Source organism: Rothia kristinae NBRC 15354 (assembly GCF_001570865.1).
Taxonomy (GTDB): domain Bacteria; phylum Actinomycetota; class Actinomycetes; order Actinomycetales; family Micrococcaceae; genus Rothia; species Rothia kristinae.
In genome coordinates this window covers 46,305-65,809 of record NZ_BCSM01000011.1, presented here as the reverse complement: position 1 = coordinate 65,809, position 19,505 = coordinate 46,305, and the positions used below count along the sequence as shown (strand labels likewise).

At 71.2% G+C, this 19,505-nt stretch carries 19 protein-coding genes; 6 read left to right on the top strand and 13 right to left on the bottom strand.

Annotated features, from left to right (window positions below; genetic code table 11):
• The first annotated feature begins 45 nt into the window (after positions 1-45).
• The gene (locus tag KKR01S_RS07750; RefSeq protein WP_131800597.1) at positions 46-990 is read left to right on the top strand and encodes a hypothetical protein; all 945 of its coding nucleotides are present in this window, start codon (positions 46-48) and stop codon (positions 988-990) included.
• Positions 991-1,163: 173 nt separating this feature from the next.
• Here the strand turns inward: KKR01S_RS07750 and KKR01S_RS07745 are convergent, their stop codons facing one another.
• From KKR01S_RS07745 to KKR01S_RS07705, 9 genes are all read right to left on the bottom strand, one after another.
• A complete protein-coding gene (locus KKR01S_RS07745; protein WP_058730403.1) occupies positions 1,164-2,444 on the bottom strand; it encodes a uracil-xanthine permease family protein in 1,281 nt (426 codons plus the stop codon).
• Positions 2,445-2,570: 126 nt separating this feature from the next.
• On the bottom strand, positions 2,571-3,335 hold the full coding sequence (locus KKR01S_RS07740; protein WP_242650365.1) for an ABC transporter permease: 765 nt from the start codon (positions 3,333-3,335) through the stop codon (positions 2,571-2,573).
• A gap of 58 nt (positions 3,336-3,393) precedes the next feature.
• Positions 3,394-4,524 (bottom strand): ABC transporter substrate-binding protein, encoded by a 1,131-nt coding sequence (locus tag KKR01S_RS07735; RefSeq protein WP_242650366.1) that lies wholly within the window; start codon positions 4,522-4,524, stop codon positions 3,394-3,396.
• Positions 4,525-4,634: 110 nt separating this feature from the next.
• Positions 4,635-5,366 (bottom strand): ABC transporter ATP-binding protein, encoded by a 732-nt coding sequence (locus KKR01S_RS07730; protein ID WP_058730388.1) that lies wholly within the window; start codon positions 5,364-5,366, stop codon positions 4,635-4,637.
• Positions 5,363-6,424, bottom strand: coding sequence for an acyl-CoA dehydrogenase family protein (locus KKR01S_RS07725; protein WP_058730405.1), 1,062 nt, complete (start codon positions 6,422-6,424; stop codon positions 5,363-5,365). The genes KKR01S_RS07730 and KKR01S_RS07725 overlap by 4 nt, the downstream gene beginning before the upstream one ends.
• A gap of 54 nt (positions 6,425-6,478) precedes the next feature.
• Complete coding sequence (locus tag KKR01S_RS07720) at positions 6,479-7,018, bottom strand: DUF4242 domain-containing protein (protein ID WP_058730389.1); 540 nt, start codon at positions 7,016-7,018, stop codon at positions 6,479-6,481.
• 150 nt (positions 7,019-7,168) lie between these two features.
• Complete coding sequence (locus tag KKR01S_RS07715; RefSeq protein WP_058730390.1) at positions 7,169-8,644, bottom strand: peptide MFS transporter; 1,476 nt, start codon at positions 8,642-8,644, stop codon at positions 7,169-7,171.
• A gap of 46 nt (positions 8,645-8,690) precedes the next feature.
• Positions 8,691-9,044 carry a hypothetical protein gene (locus KKR01S_RS07710; protein ID WP_058730391.1) on the bottom strand — a complete coding sequence of 118 codons (354 nt, stop codon included), beginning with the start codon at positions 9,042-9,044 and terminating at the stop codon, positions 8,691-8,693.
• Between the two features lie 21 nt (positions 9,045-9,065).
• Entirely contained in the window at positions 9,066-9,329 is a 264-nt protein-coding gene (locus KKR01S_RS07705; protein ID WP_058730392.1) for a hypothetical protein, read from the bottom strand.
• A gap of 220 nt (positions 9,330-9,549) precedes the next feature.
• Here KKR01S_RS07705 and KKR01S_RS07700 point away from each other — a divergent pair, with 220 nt between their 5' ends.
• Complete coding sequence (locus tag KKR01S_RS07700; protein ID WP_058730393.1) at positions 9,550-10,113, top strand: DUF4190 domain-containing protein; 564 nt, start codon at positions 9,550-9,552, stop codon at positions 10,111-10,113.
• 3 nt (positions 10,114-10,116) lie between these two features.
• Here the strand turns inward: KKR01S_RS07700 and pgm are convergent, their stop codons facing one another.
• The gene (gene pgm / locus KKR01S_RS07695) at positions 10,117-11,751 is read right to left on the bottom strand and encodes a phosphoglucomutase (alpha-D-glucose-1,6-bisphosphate-dependent) (protein ID WP_061225699.1); all 1,635 of its coding nucleotides are present in this window, start codon (positions 11,749-11,751) and stop codon (positions 10,117-10,119) included.
• Positions 11,752-11,760: 9 nt separating this feature from the next.
• Positions 11,761-12,873 (bottom strand): formimidoylglutamase, encoded by a 1,113-nt coding sequence (hutG, locus tag KKR01S_RS07690; RefSeq protein WP_058730395.1) that lies wholly within the window; start codon positions 12,871-12,873, stop codon positions 11,761-11,763.
• Between the two features lie 168 nt (positions 12,874-13,041).
• On the opposite strand from hutG, the gene KKR01S_RS07685 reads away from it, so the two are divergent.
• Together KKR01S_RS07685 and pheA are read left to right on the top strand one after the other, a co-directional pair.
• Positions 13,042-13,365 (top strand): rhodanese-like domain-containing protein, encoded by a 324-nt coding sequence (locus KKR01S_RS07685; protein WP_058730396.1) that lies wholly within the window; start codon positions 13,042-13,044, stop codon positions 13,363-13,365.
• 2 nt (positions 13,366-13,367) lie between these two features.
• A complete protein-coding gene (gene pheA / locus KKR01S_RS07680; RefSeq protein ID WP_061225698.1) occupies positions 13,368-14,309 on the top strand; it encodes a prephenate dehydratase in 942 nt (313 codons plus the stop codon).
• Positions 14,310-14,328: 19 nt separating this feature from the next.
• On the opposite strand, the gene dld is transcribed toward pheA, so the two are convergent.
• Entirely contained in the window at positions 14,329-16,029 is a 1,701-nt protein-coding gene (gene dld / locus KKR01S_RS07675; RefSeq protein WP_224799588.1) for a D-lactate dehydrogenase, read from the bottom strand.
• 101 nt (positions 16,030-16,130) lie between these two features.
• A complete protein-coding gene (locus KKR01S_RS07670; RefSeq protein ID WP_165596168.1) occupies positions 16,131-17,189 on the bottom strand; it encodes a diacylglycerol/lipid kinase family protein in 1,059 nt (352 codons plus the stop codon).
• Between the two features lie 133 nt (positions 17,190-17,322).
• Between KKR01S_RS07670 and serS the strand changes: the two genes are divergently transcribed.
• Both serS and KKR01S_RS07660 read left to right on the top strand, forming a co-directional pair.
• Entirely contained in the window at positions 17,323-18,657 is a 1,335-nt protein-coding gene (gene serS, locus KKR01S_RS07665) for a serine--tRNA ligase (RefSeq protein WP_061225696.1), read from the top strand.
• Positions 18,654-19,475, top strand: a complete 822-nt coding sequence (locus KKR01S_RS07660; protein WP_224799591.1) for an HAD family hydrolase — start codon at positions 18,654-18,656, stop codon at positions 19,473-19,475. Before serS ends, KKR01S_RS07660 begins: the two co-directional genes overlap by 4 nt.
• Positions 19,476-19,505 lie beyond the last annotated feature (30 nt).

Below are 19,505 nucleotides of genomic sequence, written 5' to 3'. Positions count from 1 at the left end.
TCCGGCCCGCCATCGGCTGACTCAGGGTGCGGAATGCTGGCCGGCATGGGAACGACGATCGCTGATCTGAGCCTCGAGGAGATCCTGCAGCCCGAGCAGCTGCGCGAGCTCGGCTATGGTGATCCGCGTCCGAGTCGGGGCGGCCTCGGGACCGACTGGGTGCGGATCGCCCGCAGCTGCTATGTCCGGGCCCGCCGCTGGCAGGAGCTGTCCCCGCGGCAGCAGTGCCTGGCCATGCATCTCGCGTTCCTGTCTCGCACCACTGCCCCGTGGGTCTTCTCCGATGCCTCGGCGGCGCTCCTCCACGGACTGCCCCTGCTGCGCCTGCCCGACCGCGTGCATGTCAGCTCCGTGCGCAAGCCCTCCACCCGTGATCCCCAGGTCGTGGTGCACCACCGGCCGGGCATCGGGGCGCATCGGAGCCTGCTCGGCGGGCAGATCCCCGTGACGGATCTGCCCCGCACTCTCCTGGACTGCTCGGCGTCGATGGGATTCGAGGACGGCGTCGTCATGGCCGACCACGTGCTGCGGGTGGGGGTCGCTTCGGAGGATGTCCTCGGGTTGCTGCGGGCGGCTCCCGGGTTTCGCGGTGCGAGGAGGGTGCGGCGGGTGCTCGACTTCGCGGATGCTCGGTCGGAGTCGGCGTTGGAGAGTCTGGCGCGGGTGGCCGTGCACGAGCTGCGGCTGCCCGCCCCGCGGCCCCAGATGCCGGTGCAGACCCGGCGCGGTCTCCGGCGCGTGGACCTGGGTTGGGAACCGCTGCGCATGGGGCTGGAGCTTGATGGCAAGGCCAAGTACTTCGACTGCGGGGACACCCGGACCAAGCTGTACGAGGAGCGGCAGCGGGAGCTGGACATCCAGGAGACGGGGGTGGTGCTGCTGCGCGCCGGGTGGGCCGATGTGTGCGGTCGCCGTCCCGAGCTGAAGGCCCGGCTCATGGATCTGGCGGCCCGACGCGCGGCCGAGCTCGGTGTGCGCGGGTGGGGCTGAGCCGACGCCGCGAAACCGTACACCGTGGCCGAGACCGTACCCGTCGGGTCCGGTTTCGACACCTTTGTACGGTTTCGGCCACCACGTACGGTCTCGGTGACCGGATGGGGGCGATGCGGCGGCGGCTCGGCCTCACCGACCCAGCGGACCCATACCCGCACCCATACCAGGGCCTACTCCGGGCGCTCCTCCCGGGGCTGGGGCTGCGCCGTGCCGCGGGCCCGGGCGATGGCGGACATCAGGTGGTAGACCACCAGGGTGACGCCGGTGCCCAGGGCGATGCCGGCGAACTGCAGCCCGCCGATCTCCCACGTGTAGTCCGCGATCCCCACGATCAGGGCGACGGCGGCCGTGGTGAGGTTGACCTGGTCGGAGAAGTCCACGCGGTTCTGCACCCAGATCCGCACGCCGAGCATCCCGATCATGCCGTACAGGACGGTCGCCGCGCCTCCGAGCACCCCGGCCGGCACCGTCGCGACGGCCGCGCCGAAGACCGGGAACACGGACAGCAGCAGGGCGACGACGGCGGCCACCCAGTACGCGGCGGTCGAGTACACCTTGGTCGCGGCCATCACGCCGATGTTCTCCGCGTAGGTGGTGGTTCCGGAGCCGCCGCCGGATCCGGCGATGGTGGTGGCCAGGCCGTCGGCCATGATGGCGCGCCCGGCGTAGCGGTCCAGGTTCTCCCCGGTCATCAGGGCCACGGATTTCACGTGCCCGATGTTCTCCGCCACCAGCACCAGGATCACCGGAATGAACAGCCCGGCCAGGGACAGGTGGAATTCGGGGGTCTGGAAGTGCGGCAGCCCGATCAGCCCCTCGGCCTCCCAGGTCGCGCGGATCGCGGAGAAGTCCACCTCCCCGCGCACCACGGCGGTGATGTACCCGATGGCCACCCCCAGCAGGATGGACAGCCGCCCGATCATCCCGCGGAACAGCACCGAGATCAGGATGATCGAGCCGAGGGTGACCAGCGCGGTCACGGGCGCCTTCATGAAGTTGTCCTTGGCCGAGGGCGCCAGGTTGAAGCCGATCAGCGCGACGATCGCCCCGGTGACCAGCGGCGGCATGAGCTTCTGCAGCCAGTCTGTGCCCGCCCATTGCACGATCAGCCCGACGACGAACAGCGCCGCTCCGGCCATCACCACCCCGCCGAGGGCCCCGCCCGGACCGTACTGGTTGCTCGCCGCCCCGATGGGGGCGATGAACGCGAAGGAGGAGCCCAGGTAGGAGGGCACCCGCCCGGCGGTGAGCAGCAGGAACAGGATGGTGCCCAGCCCGGAGAAGAACAGGGTGGTGGCCGGCGGGAAGCCGGTGATCAGCGGGACGAGGAAGGTCGCCCCGAACATGGCGACCACGTGCTGGGCGCCGATGCTCACGGTGCGGCCCCACCGCAGCCGCTCCCGCGGGCCCACCACCTGCCCCGGGGCGACGGTGCGCCCGTCGCCGTGCAGGGTCCACCCGAAGCCGAGGCGGTGGGCCGCTGCGGGGCGGTCGGTGTCCGAGGGGCTGCGATGGTGATCGGCGGGGAGCACGGTTCTTCTCCGGGGGATGAGGAAGGAAGGAAGATCGGGACGATTCTACGCGGCTTCCGTGACCTCAGACGCTTCCTCGAGCACCGATGCCGATCGGCTCCGCCTCCGGGATCCGGGAACGCGGGGGTGCAAGGCGAACCGGGCGACGGCGTCCAGGATGGTCCCCAGCAAGCCGATCACCAGGATGACGGCGAGCATCTCGTCGTAAGCCAACCGGTCCCTGGCGTTGAGGATCTCGTATCCCAGGCCGGAGGAGACGCCCAGCATCTCCGCGGGGACCAGGATCACCCATCCGATGCCCAGGGCTGTGCGCACACCGGTGAGCACCTGCGGCCGGATGCTGGGCAGCACCACGTGCCGCAGCCGCTCCCCGCGGGTGGCACCGAGGCTCTCGGCCACCCGCAGATGCCCCGGATCCACCGCACGGACCCCCGCTGAGGTCCCCAGCACCACCGGCCACACGGCCGCAATGGCCACCAGGAACACCACCGGCGCATGGCCGACGCCGAACAGGGCCACCGCCACCGGCGCCCAGGACAGCGGAGACACCATCCGCAGGAATTGCACCACCGGGTGTGCGGCCTGCTCCGCGGTACGCGAGGATCCGAACCACAGCCCCAGAGGAAGACCGATGATCACCGCCAGGCCCAGACCGAGGCCCAGGCGCAGCACAGAGACACCGATGTCGGGGAGCAGAACGCCCCGGGAGATCAGCTCTCCCAGGGCTGCGGGGACCCTCTCCGGGCGGAAAGCGGACAGCAGCGGGTCCTCCGCCCCGGCGGCTCGGGTGAACAGCCACCACAGTGCCACCGCGCCGACGACGCCTGCAGCCCCCAGCCCCCAGGCTCGGAGCCGTCTGATCCCGTGGTCACCCATCCAGCTGCTCCGTCCGCTCATAACCATCCAGTCCGAAGACGCTCGGTCCGCCCAACTCTTCTATGGCAGCGCGCACGGGCCCGGTGACCACGAGATCCTCGTGCACGCGGGCGGCGTCGAGACCGTCCAGGAAGTCCCTCGGGGCGTCCACCACGGTCGCCCGCATCTCCTCCAGCAGCCGTGTGGTGAATCCTGGGAAGGGGTACGGAACGAAGTCGATCAGCTCACCGGCCCAGTCTCGGTGGTGCACCGCGCTCGCGGCGTCGGGATGATCGGTCAGAGCCCGCAGGATGATCGGCTGCGGCTGGGGCAGCAGCCCATCCGCCAGGAGTCGGCTGGCCTCCTCACGGTGTTCCCTGGTCCATGCCTGGGCTCGCACCAGTCCTCGCAGAAAGGCCTCGGTGCGTTCCGGGGCGTCGTCCACCAGGTCACCGCGCAGCACCGTCACGCAGCAGGCGTGGTGACGCCACACATCGCCGAGGAAACGCAGGGTCTTCCCCACTCCGCGTGCGGTCGCGGCCGCGTTGAAGGGATCCGCGACGACGAACCCGGAGATGGTCCGCTGGTGCAGGGCCGGAAGCATATCCGCAGGAGACATCACCACCAGGGCGGTCTCCTGCGCCTCCGGGGAGCGTCGGATTACCGGACGCAGTCCGGCATCACGCAGCAGCCGCTGCAGCAGGACATTGTGCACGGACCACCAGGCCGGCACGGCCACGGTCCTTCCAGCCAGCTGGGCGACGTCTCGGATCTCCGGCGCCACGGTCAGCGCGGAGCCGTTGACGTGGTTCCAGGCCATGACGCGGGCATCAGCGCCCAGTCCGTACCGCAGGTGGAAAGCCAGGGGCATGAGCAGGTGGATCGCGTCCACTTCGGAGCTGATGAAGGCTTCGCACAGAGAGGCCCAGGACCGGAAGAGGATCGGATCGGCCGTGGGCGCGCCTTCCTGCGCGAACAGTCCCCGGGCGTGGCCCACCAGCAGCGGCGCGGCATCGGTGATCGGGAGATACCCGATGCGCAGCGCGGCCGGCTCGGGGGATCCCCCAGATGCGCCCAGGGCATCCCCTGCCGCCCAGGCGCCGACCCCTGTCAGACCCGCTCCAGCCAGCCCCAGTCCTGTCACTGCGGCCCGCCGCAGGACGGTGCGCCGCCCCGGGCCTTCGCCGGGCCGGTGCTGCGTGCGTGAGACGGGGTCCGGCTGTGGGCCGTGCTGCGCAGAAGAGCGTCGCGGACTCATATGATCCACTCCTCGCGTGCCCCGCGGTAATGCTCCCGCAGGTCTGCGGTCAGCGCATCGGTGTCAGGGTCCCGATCGGTGCGAGGAACGGTCCACCACCGTTCGAAGCCGGCCCCGGTGCGGAAGAATCCCACTCGATCACCGAGGGCCGTGGCCTCGGCGACGTCGTGGGTGACTGTCACGGCAGTGAGCTCCAGATCCTCGATGAGCCGGCGCAGCCAGTGCTGGAGGTCCTCCCGGGTCGCCGGATCCAGCGCGGAGAACGGTTCGTCCAGCAGCAGCAACTGGGGTTTGGCGGCCAGAGCCCGCCCCACGGCCACCCGCTGGGCCTGTCCGCCGGACAGCTGCCCCGGTGCGGTATCCGCCAGGGACGTCAGTCCCAGGACATCCAGCAGCTCTCGCACCCGGCCTCGGCTCACCTGTCCCCGATGGGCCCGGAAGCGCCCCGCCAGCGCGATGTTCTGAGCCACCGTCAGCCACGGATACAGGGCCGGATCTTGGAAGACGACGGCGGGACGACTCGCGGTGCGTACGGTTCCGGCGTCCAGGGGCTCCAGCCCGCCGATGGCACGCAGGAGGGTGGACTTGCCCGAACCGGAGGGGCCCAGGAACACGACGGATTCCCCTCGCCGGATCCGCAGGTCCACGCCGTCCAGCACCGGGGCGCGGGCGCCAGGGTAGGTCTTGCGCGCCCCGCTGACCTCCAGCAGGACCGGGGCCTGACTCATGCGCGCTGCAGCTCGAGACGCAGGTGCCCCTCAGTGGGGGACTGCACCGGCAGGAAGGCGGCTTCCCGCACGCGGCGGGCGGTGGCCGAGCGGGCCACGTAGCCGCGCCCGCCGACCACCATCAGCTCCAGGTCCGTGGCCGCTTTGGCCTGATGGGCGGCATCCAGGCGCAGCTGCAGCAGGTCCCGACGGGTCGCCGACCCGGGGTCTTCGGCGAGGACCGTCAGCCGCCCGCGCAGCTGATGCTGCGTCGCAGCCACGGCGTCGTACTGCTCGCGGAAGACACCGCAGACATGGTCGGCTCCCAGCCTGGCGGAGTCCACGGCGGCCGCGGCCAAGCCCAGGCAGAGGGAGGACTGCAGCAGCAGGAAGGGCGCGGAGATCCTCGCGAGGAATGCGGGGACGTCCTCGGTGAGGATGTCGCGGGCCGGGACATGAACCTCACGAACCCGGGTGAACCCGGAACGGGTCGCGTTCAGCGCCAGCAGGTTCCGCATCGGGGCGGTGTCGAAGCCCGATCGGTCGGTCGACAGGGCGACGATGGCCTTCCCCGTCTGGTGTCCCTCGTCATCCGTCAATGCCACCGGGACGACGGCGATGCCACCGGGGTGGAGGTTGGAGGCCCACGGAATCACTCCGTCCAGGATGAGCCCGCCCTCAGCCCCGGGACGGGCCCTCACCCCCAGCTCGCCGATCCCGGCGGCGTCCTTGAAGGCGGCGGCCATGGCGGTGGTCCCGGAGACTCGGGCGGTGCTCAGCCCTTCCGGCAGGGGACGGTCCACGGCGTCGAAGAAGGCGATGACGCTGCGGTGCGCCCAGAGGCTGAAGGCCGTGGAGACGCAGTGGGTGGCGATGTCATGGACCACGGCTGCCTGCGGCAGAAGAGACCCGGTGCGGCCAAGGGTCAGCAACCCCAGATCACCCAGCTCCTGCAGGGTGGTGAAAGGGGAGGCCTGATCCCGGTCCACGGCGTCGGCGGCCTGTTCCGCAAGGTCGAGGACCTTCTCTCGGTGCGGGTACGCGGTCAGGGGCCTGCTGGCCAGGTCCAGATCGGTCATGGCGGAGGCTTCGGATCGGGTGTCGACGTGTGCGCTCGTGTTCATCGTCGCCCCTCAGGCGCGCAGGCGGAAGAGACGGTCGATGGGGGTGTCCACGGCCTGACGGGCGCGGGTGACTGCCTCTTCGTCGGGGGCGTCGTAGAAGCACAGGCACTTGACGGTGTCCTCGCGCACGTAGGTGCGCAGGAACGAGACTTCCGGGACCTCGGCGTACTTGGGGGCGTTCGCCTTCTTGCGGGTGAGGTACTGCTCCATCGTGATCTCGGTGGGGATGTCCCACTCCACGAGGTAGTCGGCGTCCTTCTTGAGCTTCTTGATCTCAGACAGCTCTGCTCCGACCAGCCGCACCGCATCGGGGCCGGCGACCTCGGCCTGGGCGGAGACAGCGGCGCGGACCCGGTCGGCGGCGTCGGTCGCGCTGCCGTCGGTCGTCTCCACGATCACGAAGAGCCGGGCGTGATCCGCGGTGACCTGGGATTCGATGAGCTCGGCGGCCGGGGCCGCGTCCAGGGCTTCGGAGACGGCCTTGAGCAGGCTTTCGGCGTTCTCCTGGGAGGGCGTGTGAGGGGTCAGTTCCAGCAGGTGCAGAGCCATGGTCCGTGGCCTTTCGACGGGGATGATGTCCCGTTCAACCTAGAACCGGCCGGGGAGGCGGCCCAAGGGCCTCGGAACCCGAGGACACATCGGGTCATCCGGGGTCACCTGCTTCCGAGTCCGGATGACCCGATCTGCGCCTCCCGCCTCTCAGCGCACGCCGCGCATGAGCTTGAGGATCGGCTTGCGCCCGAAGAACACCAGCAGGCCCGCGGCGATGGACATCAGGCCCATGGTCGTGAAGTACGGGATCTCGGTGTCCATCGAGTAGAAGCCGGCCAGCCAGCCGGACAGGGTGGTGCCCATGGCCACGGAGGTCCAGAACAGCGCCATCATCTGGGATTTGTGCGCCTCCGGGGCGAGCTTGGTGGCCAGGGAGGAGCCGGTGGGCGAGATGGACAGCTCGGAGAGGGTGAGCACGAACAGGATCAGCACGATCCACCACAGGCTCACCACGGGCTTGCCGGCCTGGGTGAGGAAGATCAGGAACGCGATGCCGGCGCCGACCAGGCCGAAGGACCACTTGGTGACGGTAGTCGGCTGGCGCTCGCCGAGCTTGGTCCACATCACGGAGAACAGGGTGCCGAAGGCGATGATGAAGATCGGGTTGATGGAGTTGACCAGGCCGGGCTTGAGCTCCATGCCGAACAGGTGCCAGTCCAGGCGGGTGTCCGAGTACACGGCCATTACGGTGAACTGCTGCTGGAACAGCGCCCAGAACACCACGTTGGCCAGCCACAGCGGCACGAAGGAGAGCACCCGGGAGTGCTCATCGGCGGTGGTGCGCTTGCTGGTCAGCAGCACCGCGAACAGGGCGATGGCGCCCACCAGGGTCAGTCCGATCACCCAGTTGTCGATGTTGTCCGGGGTCAGCAGGCCGGTCGCGCTGATCAGGGCCACCAGGAGCAGGAAGACGACGACGGCGCCGCCGGCCAGGCCCTTCTCCTTCGCGGAGGCGGGGGTGGGCACGACCCGGGCTTCGGCGGGCAGGCGCTTGCGGGTGGCCACGTACTGCACGAGGCCGGCGAACATGCCGATCGCGGCCAGGCCGAAGCCGAAGTGGAAGCCTGCCAGACCCCACAGCCAGTTGGTCAGCAGCGGACCGACCAGGGCGCCGATGTTCACGCCGAGGTAGAAGATGGTGAAGCCGGCGTCGCGGCGGGTGTCCTTGAGGTCGTACAGGGAGCCGACCAGCACGGAGGCGTTGGTCTTCAGGCACCCGGAGCCCACGGCGATGAGCACCAGGCCCACGATGACCCCGACCAGCCCGGGTAGCAGGGCCAGGGCGATGTGCCCGAACATGATGGCGATCGCCGAGTAGAACAGGGTGCGCTCCGGCCCGAGGATCTTGTCCCCGAGGTATCCGCCGACGATGGCCATGAGGTAGACCATGCCGCCGTAGGCGCCGATGATGCCGGTGGCCGCGCCCTTGTCCAGGGCCAGCCCGCCTTCCGCGGCGGAGTAGTACAGGTAGTACACCAGGATGGCCTGCATGCCGTAGAAGGAGAAGCGCTCCCACATCTCCACGGAGAAGAGGTTGGCGAGCATGCGGGGGTGGCCGAAGAACGTCTTGCCGCTGGGATTGTGGGCGTCGACGCCGCGGGGTTCTGCGGTGGTGTGGGACATGGGGTCATGCACCGTTCGGTCGAGGTCAGGGACGATCGTCCCCACTCTACGACGTCGTCGTCCCCGCGGGCTCTCGGCGGGGGTGCGCCTCCCGGCTGACCCGACTCACTGCGTACTCCTTCAGGTCCTCGGGTCTGGGGATGCCTCGGAGCGATCTGTTGAGCAGGACCACCAGGACCGCCGCACTGAGGCCGACGAGGCCCAGCAGGTCGAGGATCTGGAGCAGCGGTGCGACCAGGGCGGTGGAGAGCCCGAGGGCGAACCCGCCGAGCGGAGCGCCGGTCAGGGAGATCGTCGCATCACGCCCCTGGTTCGCCGCCAGGGCTCGGCCTATCACGCGCTCATCCAGGATCTCCACCAGCTGGCCGGTGGAGGCTGATCCGACGAGTCCATACCGCACCGACAGATGATGCCAGCATCATCAGACCGAGTTTGGGATGGTGGTCCGCGAAATACCCCCCCCGACCAAACCTGCGATCGCTTCGGAGGCGACTCCCAGCGTTCCCACGAGCCCTGCGAGGAGGGGATCCCCTGTCGCCATGAGGGTCAGCATCGGGAAGGTGAACCGCTTGATGGCGGAGGCGAAATCATGGGAGGTGCCCAGGGTGAGCCATCGGCGATACTCCCGAAAACGCCAGATGGACATCTTGGAGATGTCGACAGATTCTTCGTCAGCGTGCTTCATCCGGCTCCATCCCATTCATTCCGATGAGGATGATCCGCGTCATACTCCAGTGGCGGGTGGAGACTGTTGCAGCAGGGCGGGGTCCTCGCCCCGGGGACGGCACGAGATGCCGGCGCCGAGCATCCGGTGCTCATCGTCATCGGCCTCGGGGCCTGCGTGCTCCGTCGCAGGCAGCGTCAGGCCTGGTCCGGTGGGATGTCCGGCGGATACTGTGACGGGTATGAGCGAGCACCACCGCGATCCCCAGCATCCCGAGGACCACCACAGCCAGGCGGAGATCCAGGGTGCCTCCGCCCGCACCGGCGACGAGCCCGACCACCCCTTGCAGGGCGGCCGGCACGGGGAACAGCCGGGCCAGAGTCAGACCCCGGGTGAGTACGGCCAGCCCGCTGGCGACTGCGGGCAGGGGCATATTCAGCAGCCGCAGCACGGGGGCTATCCGCGTGGGTACGGCTACCCGTACCCGCCGGTCGATCCGCGGGCGCAGTCCCAGGCGACGACGGCTCTGGTGCTCGGCATCGTCGGGCTGGTCAGCATGCTGGGCGTGATCCTCGGGCCGATCGCCCTGGTGCAGGCGAAGAAGGCCCGCGAGGGTGGGGCGGACGCGACCGCCGGGCGGGTGCTCGGGTGGATCGCCACCATCATCGGCGCGCTGTCCGTCCTGCTGATCGTCGGCTCGGTGATCTTCGTGTTCAGCATCCTGGGGACCGCGTTGCACAACAGTCCCACCGGCACCCCGTCCGCCGCCGGCCTCACCGCCCCGCTGCGGGTGCTGTTCGGCTGAGCCTCAGCCGATGACGCCGTCCACCAGCCGCTTGGCCTCGGCCTGCACCTGCCGCAGGTGCTCCGGGCCGCGGAAGGACTCCGCGTAGATCTTGTACACGTCCTCCGTGCCGGAGGGGCGGGCGGCGAACCAGGCGGACTCGGTGACCACCTTCAGCCCGCCCAGCGGCTCCCCGTTGCCCGGGGCCACGGTGAGTGTGGCGGTGATCGGCTCTCCGGCCAGCTCCTCGACCGTGACGTCCTCGGCGCTCAGCTGCTTCAGCCGGGCCTTCTGATCCCGGGTCGCGGGGGCGTCGATCCGCTCGTAGGCGGGGTCCCCGAAGCGCTCGGTCAGCTCCGCGTAGCGCTGCGACGGCGTCTTGCCGGTGACCGCGAGGATCTCCGAGGCCAGCAGGGCCAGGATGATCCCGTCCTTGTCCGTGGTCCACACGGCCCCGTCCCGGCGCAGGAAGCTGGCCCCCGCGGACTCCTCCCCGCCGAAGCCCAGGGTGCCGGCCAGCAGCCCGTCCACGAAGTGCTTGAACCCCACCGGCACCTCCACGAGCGTGCGCCCCAGGTCCTCGGCGGCCCGGTCGATCATCGAGGAGGAGACCAGGGTCTTGCCCACCCCGGCGTCGCCCGGCCAGTCCGGACGGTGCCGGTACAGGTAGTCGATAGCCACGGTCAGGAAGTGGTTGGGGTTCATCAGCCCGGCGTCCGGGGTGACGATGCCGTGCCGGTCCGAGTCGGCGTCATTGCCGGTCGCGATGTCGTAGGAGTCCCGGTTGGCGATCAGCGAGGCCATCGCGTGCGGGGAGGAGCAGTCCATGCGGATCTTCCCGTCCCAGTCCAGGGTCATGAACCCCCACTGCGGGTCCACGTCCGGGTTGACCACGGTCAGTTCGAGCCCGTACCGGCGCCCGATCTCCTTCCAGTACTCCACCGATGCCGAGCCCATCGGGTCCGCCCCGATGCGCACCCCGGCCTTGCGGATCGCCTCCAGGTCCACCACCTCGGGCAGCTCGGAGACGTACGCGTCCAGGTAGTCGTAGGTCTGCGTGGTCTCGGCCAGCTTCGCCTGGGCGTACGGCACCCGGCGCACCCCGCGGTTCCCGTCGGCCAGCAGCTCGTTGGCCCGGTCCTGGATCCACCCGGTGGCCTCGGCCCCGGCGGGCCCGCCGTGCGGCGGGTTGTACTTGAACCCGCCGTCCGTGGGCGGATTGTGGCTCGGGGTGATCACGATGCCGTCGGCCTGGGAGGCCCCGGGTCGGGCGTTGTGCACCAGGATCGCTCGGGACAGCGCCGGGGTGGGCACGTACCCGTCGCGGGCGTCCAGCAGCACGACGACGCCGTGCGCGGCCAGCACCTCCAGGGCCGTCTCCTGCGCCGGACCGGACAGGGCGTGGGTGTCCCGGCCCATGAACAGCGGCCCGTCGATGCCCTGCTCGGTGCGGTACTCGACGATCGCCTGGGTGATCGCGGCGATGTGCGCCTCGTTGAAGGAGCCGCTCAGGGCCGAACCCCGGTGCCCGGAGGTGCCGAAGGCCACCCGCTGGGCGGGGTCCTCGGCGTCGGGCACGCGCTCGCGGTAGGCGGTGAGCAGCTCCTCGATGTCCACGAGGTCCTGCGGCTGTGCGGGGGTTCCGGCTCGATCGCTCATATGACCAACCTAACGCGCCGCCGCTGTGCCGGTGCCCTGTGCGGCCTGTGTGACGGGCTGGCCGGTGACGGGCTGGGTGGTGGCGGTGGTGCCGCCGGGGTCCGCGGTCCCGGAGTCCAGGTGCCGCTGGCGCTCGGCCAGCAGGGGCCGGGCGGTCTCCGAGGAGGCGTCCGCGGCCGGACGCTCGAAGCCGTCGGCAGTGATCCAGTGGATCAGCCGGGCCCCGGCGCGGGCGGTGCGCTCATCCAGGTCCAGGCGCGGCACCAGCCCGACGACATCGAGCACCGCGACCTTCCCGGTGCGCGCCACCCGGCGGGCCAGGCGCTCCACCACGAACAGGGGCACCCCCAGGGTGGCCGGCGCGCTGACCCCCGGGGCGGTCTCCCCCGGCAGCACGTCCAGATCCACGCTGAGGTAGATCACCTCCAGGTCCGCCAGCCGCTCCTCCAGCCAGGCCTCGGCCTCGGGCAGCTCCGCCTCGCGCAGCTGAGCATCCTTCAGGTACCGGGCCCCGATCCGCCCCGCGTTCTCGAAGCGGGCGCGGGTGTTGTCCGTCTCGGAGATGCCCAGGGCCACGTACCGGAACTCCCGCCCGGCCTTCCGCTCCGCCCGGGCGATCTGGTCGAACACCGTGGTGGCCGTGGCCTGCGGCTCCTGGGCGGTGCCCAGGTGGGTGTCGAAGGAGACCACGCCCCAGGTGCGCACCCCGTCCAGCCGCCCGGAGGCCGCCAGACCCAGGTACCCCGCGTAGCTGGTCTCGTGTCCCCCGCCCAGCACCAGAGTCATCCGGTGATCCCGCACCGCCTCGGCGATGCGCCGCCCGGCCTCGGCCTGCGCCTCCTCCAGGTGGTGCCCGTCCACCTCGATGTCCCCGCGGTCGTGCACCACGTTGGCCCCGTGGAAGGCCAGCTGGGCCAGGGCGTGGCGCAGCCGGTGCGGGCCCTCCGCGGCCCCGGGCCGACCCTGGGAGCGGATCGTGCCCTCGTGGGAGTCGAAGCCGAGCACCGCGAGGCTCTGCGCCTCCTCCCCGGTCTCCTTCTGCCCGGCGTAGACCATGTGGTGCCAGCGGGTGTGGATGGCGCCGGGGCCGTCGTCGCGGCCCTGCCACGGGGTGGTGCTCATGCTGGGGTTCCTCTCTGCCGCGGCCCGCACCCGCTGAGGTGTGAACCATATCTCGCGTTACAGACAACACCCGGGGGCGGTCCGGCGCAAGTGCCCTCCCGCGCGGGACGGGCGCCGGGTAGATTGGGCGGCGGAATCCGAGCCAGCCGAGCAGCGAAGGAGCGCACCGTGGACATTCCCAGCGTGAGCGTGGAGGAGATCCCCGAGGACGCCAAGATCCTCGACGTCCGCGAGGACTACGAGTGGGAGGAGGGGCACATCGAGCGGGCCCAGCACCTGCCCCTGGCGGACATCCCCGCCCGCTACGGCGAGATCCCCCTGGACGAGGACGTCTACGTCATCTGCCGCTCCGGCGGGCGCTCGCTGAAGGCGACCGAGTACCTGAACCAGAACGGCTTCGACGCGATCAACGTGCGCGGCGGCATGGGGGCGTGGCAGGACGCCGAGTATCCCATGGTCTCCGAGAACGGCCAGGACCCGCAGGTCCGCTGACCGTGAGGTACGCGTTCCTGGGTCCGGAGGGAACTTTCACCGAGGCCGCCCTGCTGTCCGTGGAGGACGCGCCCGACGCCGAGCGCGCGCCGTCGCCGTCGGTGCCGGCGGCCCTGGCCGCGGTGCGCGCCGGGGAGGTCGACGCGGCGATGGTGCCGATCGAGAACTCCGTGGAGGGCGGGGTCACCGCCACCCTGGACGCGATCGCGGCCGGGGCGGACCTGCGGATCATCCGCGAGGTGCTGGTGCCCATCCGCTTCGTGCTGGTCGGCGCCCCCGGCACCCGTCTGGAGCAGGTGCGCACCGTGTCCACCCACTCCCACGCCTGGGCGCAGGTGCGCGGGTGGATGCACGCCCACCTGCCGGAGGCCGACTACCTCCCGGCCGGGTCCACCGCGGCCGCCGCCCTGGCCCTGCTGGGCGCGGAGTCCCCCGGGTACCAGGCCGCGGTCTGCTCCCCGGTGGTGCTGGAGCAGCACCCGGAGCTGGCGGTGCTGGCCGAGGACATCGGGGACATCTCCACCGCCGTCACCCGCTTCGTCCTGGTGGCCCCGGCGGCCTTCCCGCTGCCGGAGCGCACCGGCGCGGACAAGACCACCCTGATGATCCCGCTGCCCGCGGATCGCCCCGGGGCGCTGATGGAGCTGCTGGAGCAGTTCACGGCCCGCGGGGTCAACCTCTCCCGCATCGAGTCCCGGCCCACGGGGGAGGCCCTGGGCCGGTACTTCTTCTCCGTGGACGCGGAGGGGCACCTGGCCGACGCGCGGATGCGCAACGCGCTGCGCGGGCTGCACCGGATCTCCCCGGGGGTGGTGTTCCTGGGCTCCTACCCGCGGGCCGACGGGGCGGCACCCGCGGTGGATGCCCACCACGCGGATGCCGCCTTCGACGCCGCGGACCGCTGGGTGGCCGGGCTGATGGGCGCGGCCCCGGAGCGAGCCTGAGCCGCGACCCGGCCGACGGCTACGCCCAGTTGCGCTTCGGGGAGGTCATCGCCACCCCGGGGTTGAACACGTTGCACGGGTCCAGGGACCTGTAGTGCTCCACGAGGCTGTCCGGGGCGTGGTAGACACGGCCGTAGTTGTGCTCGGCCGGCAGCACCGCCCCGCGGGCCTCGAGGAAGTCCACCATCTTCTGCTTCACCGTGGGGGCGTCCACCCCCTTGCGGATGATGTGGTCCGCGTGCACCACGTGGCACAGGAAGTGGCTGAGGTAGCAGCTCTCCGCGATGTCCTTGGTGATCTCCTCCGGCATCTGCGCCAGCCAGTCCTCGTCGTCCCGGCGCAGGGCCACGTCCAGGCTCGCGAAGTCGGAGAACTCCTCCCGGCGCAGGTTGAACATCCGGTTGGTCGCGCTGGCCACGCCGAAGCGCAGCAGCATGGCCGCCTCGGCCTCGGCGGGGTCGCACAGGAAGAACCCGCCGTCGTGCCCGTCCTGGGCGAAGAACCCGGTGAGCATCTGCTGGGTCTCCTCCCGCTGGTCGTGGCTGACCACCAGGATCAGGTGGTGCTCCCACCGGTCGCGGAAGGCGCGCAGGCGCTCGGGGACCTGCTCGGGCAGCAGGGCGAACAGCTTCTGGGCGATGGTGTCCGCCGTCGTCGGGCCGAAGCCGGGCAGCTTGGCGAACACCCCGTTGGCCCAGTTCTTCAGGGCGAACATCCGCACTTGGGTGCGGCTGCCGGCGTACTTCAGGGCCACGTAGGTGTCCTTGCCGTACTTCCGGGCCATGTCGAAGGACTCCCGGCCCAGGTACTCCCCGGAGATCGGCAGGCGCCGGTCCGAGGTGAGGATCTCCCGGCGCAGGTCCTCCAGGGTCTTGGGGCTGTCCGTGCCGATGTAGAAGGTCGCGGTGTCCTTCTCCAGGGGGAAGGTGCGCACCCGCACGGCGAAGATCATCAGCTTGCCGGCGCTGCCGGAGGCCTCGAAGAGGAACTTGGGGTTGGCGTTGTACCGGGCCGGGGTGTCCGTGATCTGCCGGACGTGCTCGGCGTAGTCGGTGCCGGTGGTGTCCTCCGGCGGGGCGGTGACCGACGCCGGGTCCCAGTCCCCGCGCTGGGCGCGCTCCAGGACGTGCTCGGGGTCCTCGCCCAGTTCGATGCCGAGGTGGTTGACCAGGTGCGCCTTCCCGTGCTCGTCCACCCGGGCGAACAGGGCGTGCTCGGTGTAGGCGGGCCCCTTGCGGACCTGGGAGCCGCCGGAGTTGTTGGCGATGCCGCCGACCACGGAGGCGCCGATGGAGCTGGAGCCGATCACCGAGTGCGGCTCCCGGCCCAGCGGGGTGAGCTTGGCGGTCAGCTCGTAGAGGGTGGACCCGGCCAGGCATACGGCCTCGCGGTTGTCGTTGATCAGGTGGATCTGGTTGATCCGCAGGGTGGAGATGATCACGAGGTCGCGGTCGTAGTCCTGCGCGGCAGGGGAAGACCCGCCCGTGACCCCGGTGTTGGCGGCCTGGTTGATGATGGCGATGTCGTGGTCCAGGCAGACCTGCAGGGCCTGCCACATCTGGACGAGGGTGCCGGGCCTGAGCACGGCCAGCACCTTCCCGGACCCGTAGCGGTTGCCGCGGGCATAGGGGGCGGTGCGGCGTTCGGAGGTGAGCACGTGCTGGGTGCCCATGATGCTGCGGAACTGCTCGAGCGCGGCGGCGGCGGACGGGGTGCCCACGGGGATTCCTTTCGACGGTGGCGGCGAATGCGCGTCCAGCGTAGTCCTCCGCCCGGCCGGGTGGCGCCCGATGACGTCCTGACGCCGTGCGCGGGGCCGGTTCAGGTGGTCTGCACCCGCAGCACCCCGGGCTGGACCTCGGCGGTGAAGGCGCGGACCTCGCCCACGTAGTCCCCGTCCACCTCCATGGGCTGCGGGTGGTGCAGGAAGTCCACGTGCACCCGCCGCCCGTGCAGGTGCTCGATCACCGGCAGCAGCCCGCGGCGTCGGGAGATCACCTGCCAGGTCAGGGCGGCCCAGTCCAGCAGGCTGCGGGGGGTGAGCACGATGGCCTCCAGGCGGGCGTCGTCCAGCCGGGAGGCCTCGGCCAGGCGGATCCCGGCGGTGAGATCCCCGGTGTTGGCGACGATCACCGATCGGGTCTTGCGGTGCACGGGGGCGGCGTCGTCCACGGTGATGCTCACGGAGTGGCGGCGGGCCACGAGGTTGCGCATCCCGGCCTCCACGTACGCGATCCAGCCGATGCGGGCTTTCAGGCGATCCCGGGTGTCGGTCATGATCTGGGCGTCGAATCCGGCCCCGCCCATCACGGTGAAGCGCTGCCGCACTGCCTCCCCCTCGGCCAGCTCGGCGCGGATGCCGATGAGGTCGATGCGGTGCGGGTGCCCGTGCAGGGCGATCTGCACGCAGCCGGCCGGGTCGGTGAAGGGCAGCTCCAGGTTGCGGGCCAGCAGGTTCCCGGTGCCCAGGGGGACGATGCCGAGGGTCTTCTCGGTTCCCGCCAGCTCCGCGGCGACCTGGCGCACGGTGCCGTCCCCGCCCATGGCCAGCACGAGCTCGCACCCGTCGGCCAGGGCTGCGCTCACCTGACCGGCACCGGGGTCCTCCACGGTGGTCTCGTAGACCCGGGGCTCTTCCCAGCCGGCCCGGCGCAGCGACGATCGCACGACGTCGAGGGCCTCCCGCGCCCCGTGCTTGGCCGGATTGACGACGACGCCGACCCGCCGCGGGGGCCCCGGCGTGAGCGGGGGCCGGTCCGGGGCGGCGATCGCCGGGGGCAGGGGGGAGCTGCGCAGCCAGGCCGCGGTGATGCTGGCGGCCGCGGCGCCGCCGAACACGGCGAGGCCCGCGGCGGCCAGGAGCCTGGAAGGTCGAGTCATGTCTCCCAGGCTACGTGAGGGGCGAGCGGAAGGGGCGGCCTGCCCCTCGCCGGCGGGACCTGTCGCCGAGAGCGGCAGAGCCGGCCCCGGGGGAGGCCGCTCGACGCGGACGGCCGTGCGGTAGGTTGGGGGCGTGATCGACCTCAGTCTTCTGCGTGAGAACCCCGACCTCTTCCGAGCCTCCCAGCGCGCCCGCCAGGCCGACGTCGAGCTGGTGGACCGCATCCTGGAGGCCGACGCCTCCCGTCGGCAGGCCATCAGCGAGTTCGAGTCCCTGCGCGCCGAGCAGAAGGCCGCCAGCAAGGACATCGGCCGGCTCGCCGGGGCCGCGAAGAAGGACCCCTCCCAGCAGGGCGCCTTCGAGCAGGCCAAGGCCCAGGCGGCCCAGCTGGCCGGTCAGGTCAAGGAGGCCGAGGCCCGCGCCGAGCAGGCCCAGCGGGACCAGGACGAGCTGACCTCCCGCATGGAGAACCTCATCATCGACGGGGTGCCCACCGGCGGCGAGGAGGACTTCGAGGTCGTCAAGACCGTCGGACAGCCGCGAGACTTCGAGGCCGAGGGGTTCGCCCCCCGGGACCACCTGGAGATCGGCGAGATCGTGGACGGCATCGACATGGCCCGCGGCGCCAAGGTCTCCGGGGCCCGCTTCTACTTCCTCAAAGGCCACGTGGCCCGCCTGGAGCAGGCCCTGCTCACCATGGCCCTGGACTACGCGAGCCGACGCGGCTTCACCATGCTCACCACCCCCACCCTGGTGCGCCCGGAGACCATGGCCGGCACCGGCTTCAACGTCAAGCACGACGACGAGATCTACCGCCTCGAGCGCGATGACCTCTACCTGGTGGGCACCTCCGAGGTCGCGATCGCCGGGTACCACGCGGACGAGATCATCGACCTGTCCGACGGGCCCCTGAAGTACCTGGGCTGGTCCACCTGCTACCGGCGCGAAGCCGGGTCCGCGGGCAAGGACACCCGCGGCATCATCCGCGTGCACCAGTTCAACAAAGCGGAGATGTTCGTCTACGCCCGGGTGGAGGACGCCGAGGCGATGCACGCCCAGATGCTCGCCTGGGAGGAGGAGATGCTCGGCCTGTGCGAGCTGTCCTACCGCGTCATCGACACCGCCGCCGGGGACCTCGGCTCCTCCGCGGCCCGCAAGTTCGACTGCGAGGCGTGGGTGCCCACCCAGGGCACGTACCGCGAGCTGACCTCCACCTCCAACTGCACCACCTACCAGGCCCGGCGCCTGAACATCCGCGAGCGCACCCCCGAGGGCGCGGAGGGGAAGAAAGGCGGGACCCGCATGGTCGCGACCCTCAACGGGACCCTCGCCACGACCCGCTGGCTGGTGGCGATCCTGGAGACCCATCAGCAGGCGGACGGCTCCGTGCGCATCCCGGAGGCGCTGCGCCCCTACCTGGGCGGCCTGGAGGTCATCCCGGCGGTGCGCGAGGCCGGGAGCCGGTGACCTCCGCGCCCCGAAGCCCGGCGTCGGGACCCCACCTGGTGGCCCTGGACGTGGACGGCACCCTGGTGGATCACGACGGCGCGATGTCCGCCCGGGTGCGCCGGGCCGTGCAGGCGGTGGTCGCGGCCGGACACCACGTGGTCATCGCCACCGGGCGCTCCCGGGCCGCGGCCCTGCCCGTGGTGGAGCTGGCCGGGATCACCCGCGGCTACGCGGTGGCCTCCAACGGCGGGATCACCCTGCGCATCGACGCCGAGGCCCCCGGCGGGTACGCGGTGATCGACGCCGCCGAGTTCCGCCCCGAACCGGCCCTGCGCACCCTGCGCGAGGCCGTGCCGGGGGCTCGCTTCGCCCTGGAGACCGCCGAGGGGGCGTTCTGGTCCACGGTCCCGGTGCACGACGCCAGCTTCGGCGCGCCCGCCCGGGTGGTGGGCTTCGAGGAGCTGGCGAGCATGTCCGCGGTGCGCGTGGTGGTCTTCTCCGAGGAGCTGGACCTGGAGGACTTCACCGAGGCGATCGAGCGGGCCGGGCTGCACGGGGTCGCCTACGCGGTGGGGTGGACGCCGTGGCTGGATGTGGCCGCGCACGGGGTGTCCAAGGCCTCCGCGCTGGAGCAGATCCGCTCGCGGCTGGGCATCCCGCGCGAGCGCACCGTCGCGGTGGGGGACGGCTTCAACGACGTCGAGATGCTCACGTGGGCCGGGCGCGGGGTCGCGATGGGCCAGGCCGCGCAGGGCGTGCGGGCGGTGGCCGACGAGGTGGCGCCCAGCGTGTACGAGGACGGCGCGGCCGTCGTCCTGGAATCCCTGCTGGACTGAGTGGGTGGGCCGGGGCTGGTCCCGGTGCCC

Coding starts and splice junctions, on each gene's coding strand:
- pgm (WP_061225699.1), bottom strand. CDS start 11,751: ATGAGCGATCGAGCCGGAACCCCCGCACAGCCGCAGGACCTCGTGGAC.
- KKR01S_RS07720 (WP_058730389.1), bottom strand. CDS start 7,018: ATGGCTCTGCACCTGCTGGAACTGACCCCTCACACGCCCTCCCAGGAG.
- KKR01S_RS07750 (WP_131800597.1), top strand. CDS start 46: ATGGGAACGACGATCGCTGATCTGAGCCTCGAGGAGATCCTGCAGCCC.
- KKR01S_RS07730 (WP_058730388.1), bottom strand. CDS start 5,366: ATGAGTCAGGCCCCGGTCCTGCTGGAGGTCAGCGGGGCGCGCAAGACC.
- KKR01S_RS07715 (WP_058730390.1), bottom strand. CDS start 8,644: ATGTCCCACACCACCGCAGAACCCCGCGGCGTCGACGCCCACAATCCC.
- KKR01S_RS07700 (WP_058730393.1), top strand. CDS start 9,550: ATGAGCGAGCACCACCGCGATCCCCAGCATCCCGAGGACCACCACAGC.
- hutG (WP_058730395.1), bottom strand. CDS start 12,873: ATGAGCACCACCCCGTGGCAGGGCCGCGACGACGGCCCCGGCGCCATC.
- KKR01S_RS07725 (WP_058730405.1), bottom strand. CDS start 6,424: ATGACCGATCTGGACCTGGCCAGCAGGCCCCTGACCGCGTACCCGCAC.
- KKR01S_RS07670 (WP_165596168.1), bottom strand. CDS start 17,189: ATGACTCGACCTTCCAGGCTCCTGGCCGCCGCGGGCCTCGCCGTGTTC.
- KKR01S_RS07705 (WP_058730392.1), bottom strand. CDS start 9,329: ATGAAGCACGCTGACGAAGAATCTGTCGACATCTCCAAGATGTCCATC.